This is a genomic window from Deltaproteobacteria bacterium (assembly GCA_021737785.1).
Lineage (GTDB): Bacteria > Desulfobacterota > DSM-4660 > Desulfatiglandales > Desulfatiglandaceae > AUK324.
Window position 1 is genome coordinate 125,054 of record JAIPDI010000006.1, and the last position, 12,466, is coordinate 137,519.

12 protein-coding genes are annotated in these 12,466 nt (G+C 53.6%); 3 read left to right on the forward strand and 9 right to left on the reverse strand.

Annotation, left to right across the window (positions count from 1 at the left end; genetic code table 11):
• Window positions 1-196 precede the first annotated feature (196 nt).
• The 3 genes from K9N21_05270 to K9N21_05280 all read left to right on the forward strand — a co-directional run bounded on the left by K9N21_05270 (window position 197) and on the right by K9N21_05280 (window position 2,020).
• Window positions 197-1,492, forward strand: coding sequence for an amino acid permease (locus tag K9N21_05270; protein MCF8143312.1), 1,296 nt, complete (start codon window positions 197-199; stop codon window positions 1,490-1,492).
• Window positions 1,493-1,612: 120 nt separating this feature from the next.
• The gene (locus K9N21_05275) at window positions 1,613-1,894 is read left to right on the forward strand and encodes a hypothetical protein (GenBank protein MCF8143313.1); all 282 of its coding nucleotides are present in this window, start codon (window positions 1,613-1,615) and stop codon (window positions 1,892-1,894) included.
• Window positions 1,895-1,918: 24 nt separating this feature from the next.
• Window positions 1,919-2,020, forward strand: a complete 102-nt coding sequence (locus K9N21_05280) for a rhodanese-like domain-containing protein (protein MCF8143314.1) — start codon at window positions 1,919-1,921, stop codon at window positions 2,018-2,020.
• A gap of 553 nt (window positions 2,021-2,573) precedes the next feature.
• Here the strand turns inward: K9N21_05280 and K9N21_05285 are convergent.
• From K9N21_05285 to K9N21_05325, 9 genes are all read right to left on the reverse strand, one after another.
• Entirely contained in the window at window positions 2,574-2,711 is a 138-nt protein-coding gene (locus K9N21_05285) for a hypothetical protein (GenBank protein MCF8143315.1), read from the reverse strand.
• Between the two features lie 137 nt (window positions 2,712-2,848).
• Window positions 2,849-3,226, reverse strand: coding sequence for a cytochrome c (locus K9N21_05290; protein MCF8143316.1), 378 nt, complete (start codon window positions 3,224-3,226; stop codon window positions 2,849-2,851).
• 10 nt (window positions 3,227-3,236) lie between these two features.
• Window positions 3,237-4,556, reverse strand: a complete 1,320-nt coding sequence (locus K9N21_05295; protein MCF8143317.1) for a ferredoxin reductase family protein — start codon at window positions 4,554-4,556, stop codon at window positions 3,237-3,239.
• Window positions 4,557-4,617: 61 nt separating this feature from the next.
• Window positions 4,618-4,992 (reverse strand): hypothetical protein, encoded by a 375-nt coding sequence (locus K9N21_05300; protein ID MCF8143318.1) that lies wholly within the window; start codon window positions 4,990-4,992, stop codon window positions 4,618-4,620.
• 498 nt (window positions 4,993-5,490) lie between these two features.
• Window positions 5,491-6,915 (reverse strand): cytochrome B6, encoded by a 1,425-nt coding sequence (locus tag K9N21_05305; GenBank protein ID MCF8143319.1) that lies wholly within the window; start codon window positions 6,913-6,915, stop codon window positions 5,491-5,493.
• Window positions 6,916-7,382: 467 nt separating this feature from the next.
• A complete protein-coding gene (gene msrB, locus K9N21_05310) occupies window positions 7,383-8,531 on the reverse strand; it encodes a peptide-methionine (R)-S-oxide reductase MsrB (GenBank protein ID MCF8143320.1) in 1,149 nt (382 codons plus the stop codon).
• Between the two features lie 99 nt (window positions 8,532-8,630).
• On the reverse strand, window positions 8,631-8,807 hold the full coding sequence (locus K9N21_05315; protein MCF8143321.1) for a hypothetical protein: 177 nt from the start codon (window positions 8,805-8,807) through the stop codon (window positions 8,631-8,633).
• 119 nt (window positions 8,808-8,926) lie between these two features.
• Window positions 8,927-10,024 (reverse strand): PRC-barrel domain-containing protein, encoded by a 1,098-nt coding sequence (locus K9N21_05320; GenBank protein MCF8143322.1) that lies wholly within the window; start codon window positions 10,022-10,024, stop codon window positions 8,927-8,929.
• A 344-nt stretch (window positions 10,025-10,368) separates the two neighbouring features.
• Window positions 10,369-11,820 (reverse strand): polysaccharide biosynthesis C-terminal domain-containing protein, encoded by a 1,452-nt coding sequence (locus tag K9N21_05325; GenBank protein ID MCF8143323.1) that lies wholly within the window; start codon window positions 11,818-11,820, stop codon window positions 10,369-10,371.
• Window positions 11,821-12,466: the final 646 nt, after the last annotated feature.

A 12,466-nucleotide genomic window follows, 5' to 3' on the forward strand; every position in this document is an offset into this window, starting at 1 on the left:
CGGGGGTGAATAACGCCTGGTCGAGGGGTCATGACAACCGGGCTAACATGAAACCACTTGCCGTTGCCGAGTCGCTTCCGGGATATTTCGAAAATCACGGCTTGGGCTTCTATGAAGCCTCCCTCCCTGCAACAAGCCACGCTGGATTTTCAGTATGTTCCAGAAGTTCCGGTACGGATAGATCAAGGGCAGCTCCATGATTAAGTCATTTGCCTTTTCAGCGGGGTTGATGCTTTCCCCGGAGGTCTTGATCATTGTGGGCCACCTGGCAGGCCGGATGCCTACGGTTTTTTTGTTGTTGCTGGGCGCAGGGGCCTTGTGTCATACCCTCACGTCAAGCGTGTATAGCAGAGTGGTCCACTCCCAATTTGGAAGATTTTCCGGCGAGGCTGAATTCATTCGCCATGCCCTGGGTCCAAGACATGCGCTCGTCTTTTCACTCTTCCCGCGACTGTTGATGTTTTTTTGTCTGGCCACCTCTGTCTTGGCCACGGCCGGTTATGCATTGAATGAAGTATTTGTGTATTGGTTTCCTAACCTTGGCTTCTCATTCTGCCTGATAGGCCTTATCCTGGCATTGAATCTTGCTGGGGAACGTGCTGTAAACCTGGGCCAGGTCCTCTTTGTGTCTGTTTCGATTCTTGGACTCTTGGTCCTGGTCATCGTGGGTTTCGCAAGGCTCGATTCGTTCGGAAGCGCGGCACCCCTCGTTGCTTCTCCGGGTCATGAGGTATTGGATCACCTGTTTTGGCCGCTGGCCGTCTTCGTAGGTTTCGAGCTTTCCCTGTTTTCATGGACGGGTCGAAATCCGGGCCTTTTCCCTGTACGCGCAATGGTTTCGGCCATACTGGGGATAGGATCTCTCCTGGCGCTGTGGGGGCTGGTGTCCCTGGCCCACGTTTCATCGGAGAGACTTACCGAATCGACCTTGCCCCACGCGCTTGCGGCCCGCGTCATCATGGGGCAGTGGGGAAGAATAATAATGGGAGTTGCTGTCATTTCATCAGCATGCGGCGCCGTCAATGTACTCCTCGCATCTGTTTCAAGGCTTATGTCGACAATGGCCCAGGACGGACTCATTCCAAAGGTTCTGGTTCAAATCCGGGGTTTCCGGCTTGTCCCGCCGCTCTTGCTCGGTGGCGGCGTTTTCGCCATGTTAGGGGCTGGAATGGCAGGGAAACCGATTCTTTCTGATTTTACCCTGGCCGCCACCTGGTTCTGGCTTGCGTCCTATGGGGCAATGCACTTATCGTTCCAGTTGAAAAGGGGGTTTATGCCCGGAGAGTGGCGGGTCTTCCGGCAACGGATCATGGGCCTCCTGTCATTTGGCGCTCTCCTGTTTATCTGCTTCGCTCTGGTGGCGTTCTTTTTCTCTCTAAATAGACCGGATGCGTTCAAATTGGTCGAGATCTTGATTGCAGTTCTGGCATTTTCGGTTGCAGGCTCCGCGGTTCTCTTGCGGTTGGGCCGTGAGGGTGCCAGATCCTTTTAACATTGGACAGTGCATGTCTTTGTGTCTTATGTCTTAGTACGTTGTGAGCCCCGCCTATGTCCTGGCGGGATTGGTTGCGGCCCATAGCCGCCATGGAAAGGTGAAAAGGAGGGATACGTTATGAAGAAAAGGATATTACGGTTTACTGCTTTGACGATTTCGTGGGCGATGATCGTAAGCGGAAGCTTCTCCTTTGCGGACGACGTAAAACGAATCTCAAAAGAAGCGCTCAAAGCCATGCTGGGCAAACCGGAGCTTATTCTATTGGATGTGCGAATCGGCAAAGACTGGAATGCCAGCGAGCATAAGGTTCAAGGGGCCTTGAGGGAGGACCCGCAAAGTGTGGACGCATGGGCAGACAAATACGACAAAGAAAAAACCGTAGTTATCTATTGCGCCTGACCCGGTGAAGTAACAAGTGCCCGTGTGGCGCAACAATTGATGGAAAAGGGGTTCAAGAACGTCTACATATTGAAGGGGGGGTGGCACGAGTGGTTCAGGGCCCGGTTCCCGACCGAGTTTAAGTAGGTCTGTCGAATAATCGGTTCTTTCTTTTCATGGTTGCCCGGGAAAGAAACAGGATGATGTGAAAAGCGCCAGAACCGGTCGGATCGGTTCCTGGCGTCGTGAAATGGTGTAATCGGTTCGTTTTTCCCAGCTGAAATGAAAGGGCAGGGCCAGGGAGGTCCTGCCTTTTCCATTGTGTCCGCCGCCCTATTTCTTTGTCATGTCTTGGTTGCAACATTTGAGGGGAACCGTGCAGTCCTCTCCGGCTTCAGTCCCGCAGGTGCACGGATTTACCACCTCGAGTTGCAGACCACATGAATTACAGACAAAAACATCGCCTTTTTTCATCTCTGCACAATTTGCCATCTGATTACCTCCTTTCCTCCCCTGGTTTTCGCTTGGATTGTTTTTACCCGATATTATATTCGAAGACCTTTCCGCTATCCATACTTGGAATCCTGTATTCATCCTGAAAAAGCAGCGTATGTCGCGTCCATTAGACCGAGGGTGTTGAGGCGGTGATAATACCGTGTCCAAACATCGAAAATTGCAACGGATGCCCCAGGTTCTCGCGTCAGGCCTGTTCCTTCTTCCAGATGGTTATCACGCCGTCCGATCCGAAAATACTTTGGACCAGCTCCCAGCCTCCCGATCCTCTTTGGTTGAGCAGATCTTCAAATGCCTTCATCTGTTCGGAAGGGAGTTGGTCCAACTTACATTCTCCCTGGTCCGTTCAAAAATAGACCAATCGAAGGAACTGTTCCGAAGGATACTTTTTCACCTCATACACAAATTGTTTGCTCATCGCGACCTCCTTTCGGTTCTTCTCCAAGTCTCATTTTCAGCCCCTCACAGGGTCTTGAGATAGGAGATGATCTGGTCTCGCTCGTCATCAGTGAGCCGGTTGGCAAAAGAGGGCATCTTCTCATACGGATCCCTGAGCTGTTGCCGGACGTTCTCCTCGGTCACAGGGCGACCGCTGGCCGGAAGTGTCTTCCTGCCGAACAGTCCCTTTAATCCCGGGCCTATCTTGGCCTCAGCAGATCCTGTGACATGACACTGGACACACCCCTTGTCCCTGAACAGTGATGCGCCCTCTGTTCCCGCCTGTGACGGCTTGTCCGGATGCGAAATGACGGTGTTCCTCAGGATCCCGAAGGTGACTGCGACAACCACCAAAATACCCGCCACTGCCATGGTCGTGCGATGCAGGATGCGCTTTCGCATGGTTTCCCCCTCAATCCAAAAATGAAAAGATTTCCTGCCGGATCCGCCTCTCCGGGATCCCCATGTCGTTAAGGATCGTGATGAGTTTACGGGCCATTTCGATCGGGCCGCAGATATAAAAGATTTTCCCCGCCGGATTCTCCCCGCAGTATTTCTCGATCCGTTCCCGGTCTATATACCCGGTCTCGCCCGACCAATCCTCCCCGGGCCGGCTGAGCACATGGACCAGGGTTAACTTGGGCCGATTTGCCTCCGCTATCCGTTCGAGCGCTTCACGGAAGACAATCTGATCTTCGTTCCGGTTGCCGTACAGGAGTACCACGGATCGGGTGTCTCCTGTGTCCCGCATGTGTCGGAGCATGGCCATTAAGGGCGTGATCCCGATGCCCCCGGCCAGGAAGACCAAGTCGCGTTCCCCGGGATGGAGCGCATAAGAAAAGCGACCGAAAGGCCCGTGGACCGCGGCAGTATCGCCCGGTTTGGTCTGCCCTATGGTCGAAGTAAAATCTCCCAGCGCCTTGATGGTCGAGCTGATGAAATCCTTCTGGGCCGGACTGGAGGAGATGGTCCAGTGATGTTCCTCGACCGGAAGCTTGGGGTCCCTGAAAAAGGTCAGGAAATGGAACTGTCCCGGGAGATAATCATATATGGGTTGCCCCTTCGGCGGGACCAGCTTCACCGTCCAGACGTCTTCGGTCTCCTGCCGGACCTCTTCAACACGGTACGGGCGCCGTCGCAGCCGTCCCGGTCGGACAAAACGATGGTGGACGAACGTAACGGCAGCCAGGAGGAACATGGCCATCCAGAGAATTTGCATGGAAAGAAGTCCCAGATCGTCTCCGGCAAACCAGGGATGAACAAATATAAAAACCAGAATGATCAGCGACAGGAAATCGTGCCCTGATCGCCATTTTTCAAAGGTCAGACCGATCCGGCCCTGATAAACACTGACCAGGACGTTCAGGACCACCAGCACCAGGACGGTCTTGCCGGCCAGGATATACCACGGGAGATCCAGGCTGATGAGGAGCTTCCAGCTATTGTGGCCCAGGGCCAGAAGAATGGGGTGCATGATCAAGAGACAAGCTGCTGTCAATGCCATATACTTGTGATACCGGATGAGGATATCAAGCCCGAAGGCGCGTTCGATCCATTTGATTCGAGCGGCGAGCAGGAACTGCACAATCAGGATCATGAATCCGATAAGGGCGAAATTGCGTCCCACATCGATCAATATCCCTTCTCCTCCCTCCCCCAGCCACATTGCCAGCCAGACCGGAAGGGTTACGAACACGACATAGAGAACGACTCTAACCAATCCTCCCCACATGGCTTCTCCCTTTAAAGACTTCCCGTTGGTAATGACAATGAACCGGCCTTCCCATACTCCATTACTCGATAAGGGAGATTTGCGGTTCCCGGAGCGGCTCGGCCAGAAGGGCAATCCCCACCAGGGTGATAAGGATTACCGGCAGGATGGACAATGTATTTTCCTGGAAAACAGAGGGCACCATGAGCACTGCGAACACCAGCGAAGCGATTCCCAGAATCCATCGACTGAACACCTTGATGGTGAGCCCCGTGAGAACAGCGCCCGTGCCTCCGGCCAAGGCCAAAATCATGATGGGGTATCGGGTAGTTGCAGAGATGCCCGCTTCTCCTATGCGAAACGGGCCCTGACCGGCTTCAAAACCACTCCAGAGGGTCGCCGCGATTCCCAATATCCCGGCGAAGATAAAAAGTGTTGACATGCTTTTTTCTTTCATTTCATTACCTCCGTATGCGATGCGTTATTTCTTGAAGCTTGACAAGACCATATGTCAACCGGGCAATGAAGAAAATGGGGTGTAGACCTGATTTCACCCTGGGCCAAGCCCTATAGCCCCGGCCGCTGCTTCCCCGGAAACCCATGACAGTCCATGCAGTGAAATTCCGGCCAAGTGATTTGGAAGTCGCGTCCTATTTGGTATCGCTTTTGTTATGAGTCTGCAGGCGTCCCAATTGGGGAAAGAGAAAGGAGATCTTTTTAGACGGGTTCATGAAAAAATCACCCGTGCAGCCGGATTCATCAGGGGATGGGTTTCATCCAGTGCACCCTGGAAGGGGAAGGGGGCTCGCCGGACAGTTTCAGCAAGAGTTAGGCGTGGCACGCGGCATATCTGGACGCATACCCGGGTGGTTCGGATCTGAACAGGGACTTCATGGAGCGTAAAAACGGCCGCCGATGGCTATCAAGCTGTGGGCGGCCGTTCATTCTTAAAGCATTAGAGCTGTCGCATGAAGGCTACCAGCGCCTCCTTCTCTTCTTCGTTCAGGTTCAATTGAGTGACCAGATTAAAAAATTCCACAGTGTCCTCAAGGGTCAACAACCGGCCGTCATGCATATAGGGAGGAGAGTCCTTGATGCCCCGCAGGGTAAAGCTCTTAATGGGCCCCACAGGGGTGATCCATTTTCCGTTGCTCATTCTCGGCTCATAGAAACGTCCCACCTTCAAGTCATGCATCTTGTCATCGGTATAAAACGGTGCGGGATGGCAGACACTGCACTTTCCTTTTCCGAAGAAGACTTCCTGGCCCAGCATTTCCTGCTGGGTGGCCTTATCCGGGTCCAGCTTGCCAAAGACATTGAGCTTCGGCGTCGGGGGGAAATCGAACAAATTCTGCATTTGCGCCATCATGACCACCTGACTGGCCCGGTCGGGCAGATTCACGCCCTTCTTTGCGGCAATCACGTGATCTCCGTCAAAATAGGCGGTCCGCTGTTCAAACTCCGTAAAGTCCTCGATGGATCGCAGGGACCGTTTGGAGCCATGAATCTGCTGGTTGAACATACCCCGCAGGCTCACCGTATCCAACCGGAACCGGGCCACCTGGGGCCGGGTATCCGGATTCAAATGGAAGGCTGCATTGGTATGGCCGTTGGTATGACAATCAAGACAGGCAACACCCAGGCTGGGATCCTTGACCTTCCGGTCTTCGGTCTGATTGAACTGCTGCTGGGGAAAGGGCGTAAGCAGCAGTCTCAACCCTTCCATCTGAACCGGAGTGAGGATGCCCTTCATGAGTTTATAGTAATTATGGATGCTCAGCAGTTTTCCCTGGGAAACGTCTCCCAGATCCGGCCGGGTGGTCAGATAAACGGGCGGAGGGAATTCCGGTATAAAATGTTCAGGGATATCAAACTCCACATCGAATCGTTCCAGAGATCGCTGTTCCAGTTTCTGGATCTCATCGATCTGGTCCTTAGGAAATACCTGTCCTCCGGTTTCATGCTTGGCATGCGGAAGAGGCAGAAATCCCTCGGGAAAAAAGTCCTTTTGTCTAATTTCCGTCGGGGTCATGGCATTCAATTTTTCCCAGGTCATCCCTTCAGGAAGTTTTACCCGTACCCCCTTCTGAATAGGTTTTCGCTTTCCGGACATCATCACATCGGCGGGCCGGTCGCTCAGGTCATAACGTCTTTCCAAAAGCGTCTGTTGCCGATCCATAACCTTCGGCTTTGCCTTAACATCCTCCGCCATGGTGGTATCGAAGTCTTCCTCAATGACCACCGGCATGTAGGTTTTCGGGTTGGAGTCCACCTCTGCGGGGACCTGTGCATTGACCGCATAGACCATGCACACGGTCATCACGACCGCGCAAAGGGTTCCCATAATGCCCCAACCCCGCTTTTTCAGATTCTTTTTCATTTTTACCTCCTTTCCTGATTTTTCATATTTTCCATGACGCCTCATCATTATGATGCTTTAGAATCTTTGGTTGTAATCCCGCCTTGCGGGACACCATGCGGAGAAGTTGGCGCCTTATGGGCAAGCGCTCAAAAATTTCCGGGATTTACACCAAGACCTTCTATGGTTGCGGCCGTCAGGCCGCCTCCTGATACTTCATCATAGGAAAGTGGAGGTGAAAAACATATGGGGTCAAGACTGTATTTGGTCTGTTTCCTCACCCTTATGGATTCTATTTCTTCAAATTCTACCGTATTGCAGTTAGCTGAAAAGGGCTTTATCTACCGACGGGCGGGGTTCTGGAGGGTCGAGTGGGCGGAAAGGCTGATGCATGGATTGAACCTCATTTCTCATGACGGGATGGGCGGCCAATTCGGAACCTGGGCGACTTCGCTGCAACCTGACGATCCTGACTATTGGAGACAAAGTCACTTTTTCGTCTCCGCCCCCTTCTGAAACAGGTCCAGATACTCCCCATACCCTTCCTCTTCCATTTTTTCTTTGGGAATGAATCGAAGGGCCGCGGAGTTCATGCAGTAACGGAGCCCGTTGGGCGGAGGCCCGTCTTTGAAGACATGGCCCAGATGGGAATCTGCATGTTTGCTCCGGACCTCGATACGGGTGCTGAACAGGCGCCGGTCTTCCTTTTCCACGATATTGTCCGGTTCCAGAGGCCGGGTGAAGCTGGGCCAGCCCGTGCCGGATTCATATTTATCCAGAGAGCTGAAAAGGGGCTCTCCGGATACGATGTCCACGTAAATCCCTTCTCTCTTGTTATCCCAGTACGCATTTTTAAATGGAGGTTCGGTCCCCTCTTTCTGGGTCACTTCATACTGTATATCCGTCAATTTCTCCCGGAGTACTTTGTTGCTGGGCTTGGAATAGGAAGACTCGATGGACCGGTCCGGAGCCGGTTTTTCTTCTTCGCTCCAAACGTTTTCCAGGAACTGGTCGCGGCCGGATTTCCATCGATAGAATTTGTACCGGAGGGCATGGGTTTCGTAATAATCCTGATGGTAGTCCTCCGCCCGATAAAAACGTCTCAGGGGAAGGATTTCGGTGGCAATGGGTTTGGAGAAACGTCCCGAACTTTCCAGTTGGGCTTTAGACTTTTCAGCCAGGTTCCTCTGCTCCTCGTCATGGTAGAATATGGCGGTTCGATATTGCGGCCCTCGATCCACGAATTGGCCGTCCGGATCAGTGGGATCCACGTGCCGCCAGAAGACCTGGAGCAGTGCCTCATAGGAGACCTTTCGAGGATCATACGTTACCTGAACCGCCTCCAGGTGTCCGGTGTCCCCGGTGGACACCTCTTCGTAGCTCGGATCCGGTTTTTCTCCGCCGGTATATCCTGAGATCACTTCGGTCACACCCGCTACTTTTTCAAAATCCGCCTCCACACACCAAAAACAGCCGCCCGCAAAGGTAGCCGTGTTAAGGCCCTGTCGCTGATCGTTCATCGCCTCACTCTCCTTATGATTTACTTGGGTCTCCTCCCCCAAAGCCCCTCCTACCCCGTGCCAGATTCCCAACAAAATAAGTAGGGCCAAAAAGACCCAAAGCTTCCCTATCCCCATAATCATCTCCTCCACTAATTCAGGACAAACACGGGACCATCATTCGGCGGCCGCCCCAGGGCCTTGAATGCCTGTTACGGAAAGGTGGATTTCGTGCGTTTAATCCATCGCTCTTTCAGCTTTGTCTCCGGCTTCTTCCAGCTTATCTCCTGTTTCCTCAATGGCCTCATCCACCTTTTCTCCTGCTCTCTCCATGGGGCCTTTGTCCTCGCAGGCAAAAAACGAAATGGCTGCACACAAGCCCAGAATGCATAAAATCTTTTTGAAGTTATTCATTGCGCCCACTCCTTTCTCCGGCTGGGTACAGACATTCATCTCTCAAAAATTGGGTATCCATGGTATTTTTCAGGATATTTCATCGATTGTCAGGGTCACGCCTTCGACTTAAGATTAGACTATTTCTTTTCTTGCCCGCCCCCTCTGTCCACGTTTTCATCTGGTGTGGACGTGTAACCGGGCTCTCGTTCGATTTCGGCTTTACAGAGATTGCAGATCACTTTCCCCTCTCTACGGCTCAATTCTTCCAAGGGAACCGAAATTTTCTTGTCCCCGAGTCCCATAAACCCGCCAACAGAGATAACGGCCTGCACCTTCTGTCCGTTTTCGCTGATAATGACATCCTCCACCTTGCCGATCTCTTCGCCCTGAGGGTTAGTGACGGTCTGGTCCATGAGATCGCTGATCCTAAAGCGGGACCTGTCCATCCGACCGGGACCCGTATCTCCCTGCTCCCTGCCGTACCGGTATGAATCCGGACCCCCTCTGCGACCATGGGTCTTTCGCTCGTACCTGTGCCAGCGAGGTTCGTCCCGGTCTCGCCGTCCGGGGGGGCAGCGATACCCGTAATCCTCTGAATAGGGGCACCGTTCCCGATCATACATGGGGCCATCCCAACCGTAAGGTCCGCCTTCTCTACCATATCCCCCCGGAGTGTACGGATCGTACCGCCGGGTCCAGTAAGGATCGTGCCATCGGGTAGCGTAGGGTCTTCCGTATGGATACCGGGCACGCTGCCAGGCCAACCGCCGCTCCGGCGATTCATATTCGTCCATCTCTTCAAGCTCCTCTTCCGTTCCCTGATAGACTGCCTCATTCCATTTACTCAACCGCAGCGTATCCAGAGGGATAGCGACTCTCTTTTCCCCCAGGCCCAGAAAACCGCCCACATCCACGATGACCTTCTCCACTTGGCCGTCATAGTTGACGATCACATTCTCCACCTCTCCGACATTCTTGCCACGGCGGGTGATGAGATCGCGGCCGATGAGGGGATAAGTGCCTGTCGATATCTGGGCGTCTGGTCCGGCGCCTTGATCCGTGGTCCTGTTTCCCTCGATCTTCTTTTCGGCAGATTCGCCTGCCGGATCGCGGGAAGTATCCTGCTGTGAAAATGAAGCGCCGGTCCAGACAAAAACGCAAGTCAGGAACAGACAGGCCATAAATAGCTTTTTACGATGGGTTTTAAGTGAGTTATCCGTTTTTTTGGTTTTCATGATCAGCCTCCTTTTCTCCTCATTCTCTGTTTTGATGGTTATTTTCCTCTGACGCCGATGTACTGAACACTTCCCTTGAAGGTCCGGCATCCGGAATACATCGATTTTCAACCCGGTTCCTCTGTTATGGATATGTAAGACCAGCTGTTTATTGCCCAGGCAGTCTTTGTAAAAAAGGGATCGCCGGGGCCCCGCCTATTTGAAAAATCCCGTATATCCCCGGAATTTTCCTCAGTCAAAACATTATCATCAGATCATGGTGTTTTGGGTATGAGGTCTTTCCTGTATTTGAAATATTTCGGCCCTTATCCTTGGTCAGCGCTTACCCAGGGGTGCATCGCTTTTCACACCTTTTTCTCTTTCCATCGACCCCGGGCAAACCAGTAGGAAATGGCGAGCCCCTTCAAGATGGTGGAACCGGAGATGGCCCACCAGACCCCGTTTACCCCCAGGCCCGCGGGACCGGTGAGCAAATAGGCCAGGGGGATTCTCGCCAGGTTGAGGGGCACGAATATGGCCATGGGAGGGATGGTGTCTCCTGCCCCGCTGAAGGCGCCCCCCAGAACGATTTCGATCCCCATGAACGCCTGGCTCACCGCCAGAATCTCCAGATAGGCGGCGCCCGCCTGGACCGTCCCCGGGTCATCGGAGAAAATCGCGGCAATTCTGTGGGAAAAGAGGAAAAAGCATCCGGAAAAGATAAGCAGTATGGCCGCAACCACCCCGGCGGCGATCCAGCCGGCTCGATCCGCCCGTTCCGGTTTTTCAGCCCCCAGATTCTGACCGATGCAGGTGGCTGCGGCTATGGCGAATCCCATGGCAAGGAAGAAACTCACCCCTTCCACCGTGTGACCGATCCGAAGCGCAGCGACATAACGCGCACCATAGGAGGCGGGAAGGCGCGTCATCACCATGTAAACAGCTGGAAAAAGCGTCTGGCTGACGGCTTCCGGAAGACCGATCCGAATAATACTGAACAACAATTTCCAGTCCCACCCCATCCACATCTGCGATCGGATTCCTATGACGCCTTCAGATACGGTGGGCAAAAGACCTCGAACCCAATGTCCGGCCCGGCAATCGGACAGACCGCCCGACCCCAGCCGTTCCCTTTTCCATAGAAGCCGAAGTCCCAGGACCACGAACAAGAGCCGCGAAAGAACCGTGGCGAGCGCCGCTCCCTTGAGTCCCATGGCCGGAAGACCGCCTGCACCGAGCATAAGCACCGGATCCAGGGCCGTATTGACAACCAGCGAAATGGACATAAGCCACATGGGAGTGACCGTATCGCCCGCCGCCTGAAAGGTCCTAAAAATCTGGAAAGAGAGAAAGATCAGAGGGCACCCCAGCAGGATCATCCGGAGATACTCGGATCCCTGTGCGGTAACCTCCCATCCTGTCCCCATTATCTGGAAGAGAAACGGCGTAAGGAACCAGAGGACAGATCCGATGGCCACAGCCAACCCGAATGAATAGGCCAGGCTTCGGGTGGCCACGGTCTCCGCCTGTTCCAAATCTGATTCGCCGATCCGTCTGGCGACCATGGCAGCGCTGCCTACGGCGACCAGGTTGGACAGGCCGAACAGGGACCACAGGACAAAGCCCCCGGCGGCGATCCCTGCGAGGGCAATTTTCCCCAGCAATCGCCCTACCCAAATGGTGTCGATGATGTTATACGCCCCCTGGAGGTACATCATCAGAATGACCGGACCGGCCAGACGAAGGATCACCGGGGTCAGCGGGCCTTCGCCGGTGATCCTTTCCCTGAGGGGAGCGGGGCAGGATTCAATTTTCATCAGAGCCTTTATGGAGTTCCTGTTTCTTTATCCCTTGATCCCGGGAGGACTCATCTGTTTTCACATGATGCGGCAAAATGTATAAAGGAGCGCCCCCCTTGTAAATGAGGTATGAAGGGTAGTTCGTCTGAAAAACCCCGTAGCGTCGGCACCTCCTCCAAGTTTTCAGAACCTTCGGGGTGACTTCACTGCACCATGCGGAGAAGCTGGTGCCCTGTCAATAAGCGCGTGGGGGCCTCTTTCCAAGAGCTGAATTAAAATGGGCGCATAACCTTCGCCGGCCGCCCCAGGACTTTGGATGCCCATTTTTTAATTGCGGCTGTGGGCGCCTGAGGGAGTGCGGTTCTTTACATCTACTATATCCTCAGAAGCATTATACTGTTTCACACCCATATTGAAGTGCTGCGCGATAGGGGTACTGTATTCCCTAAGGCGGCCTAACAGCCGCAACCAAAAGGTTTCACCCAAGTCCCGGAAGCGTTCTGGACGCCCGTGGGGGTCTCTGTTCAAGAGCTGCAATAAAATGCGGTCGTATCGGTCGGCGGCCGCCCCCGGGCTCCGAATAATGTTTACGGAAAGGCAGCAAGGACATACCGTCCCATGAAAGACTGTTCTTGGGGCTGGAACAGACTGTATTGTAAAGCCC

Bases quoted from the DNA above. Each gene is read 5' to 3' on its own strand.
- K9N21_05270 (MCF8143312.1), top strand. From the start codon at position 197: ATGATTAAGTCATTTGCCTTTTCAGCGGGGTTGATGCTTTCCCCGGAG.
- K9N21_05300 (MCF8143318.1), bottom strand. From the start codon at position 4,992: ATGAAAGAAAAAAGCATGTCAACACTTTTTATCTTCGCCGGGATATTG.
- K9N21_05295 (MCF8143317.1), bottom strand. From the start codon at position 4,556: ATGTGGGGAGGATTGGTTAGAGTCGTTCTCTATGTCGTGTTCGTAACC.
- msrB (MCF8143320.1), bottom strand. From the start codon at position 8,531: ATGGGGATAGGGAAGCTTTGGGTCTTTTTGGCCCTACTTATTTTGTTG.
- K9N21_05290 (MCF8143316.1), bottom strand. From the start codon at position 3,226: ATGCGAAAGCGCATCCTGCATCGCACGACCATGGCAGTGGCGGGTATT.
- K9N21_05315 (MCF8143321.1), bottom strand. From the start codon at position 8,807: ATGAATAACTTCAAAAAGATTTTATGCATTCTGGGCTTGTGTGCAGCC.
- K9N21_05305 (MCF8143319.1), bottom strand. From the start codon at position 6,915: ATGAAAAAGAATCTGAAAAAGCGGGGTTGGGGCATTATGGGAACCCTT.
- K9N21_05320 (MCF8143322.1), bottom strand. From the start codon at position 10,024: ATGAAAACCAAAAAAACGGATAACTCACTTAAAACCCATCGTAAAAAG.
- K9N21_05325 (MCF8143323.1), bottom strand. From the start codon at position 11,820: ATGAAAATTGAATCCTGCCCCGCTCCCCTCAGGGAAAGGATCACCGGC.
- K9N21_05275 (MCF8143313.1), top strand. From the start codon at position 1,613: ATGAAGAAAAGGATATTACGGTTTACTGCTTTGACGATTTCGTGGGCG.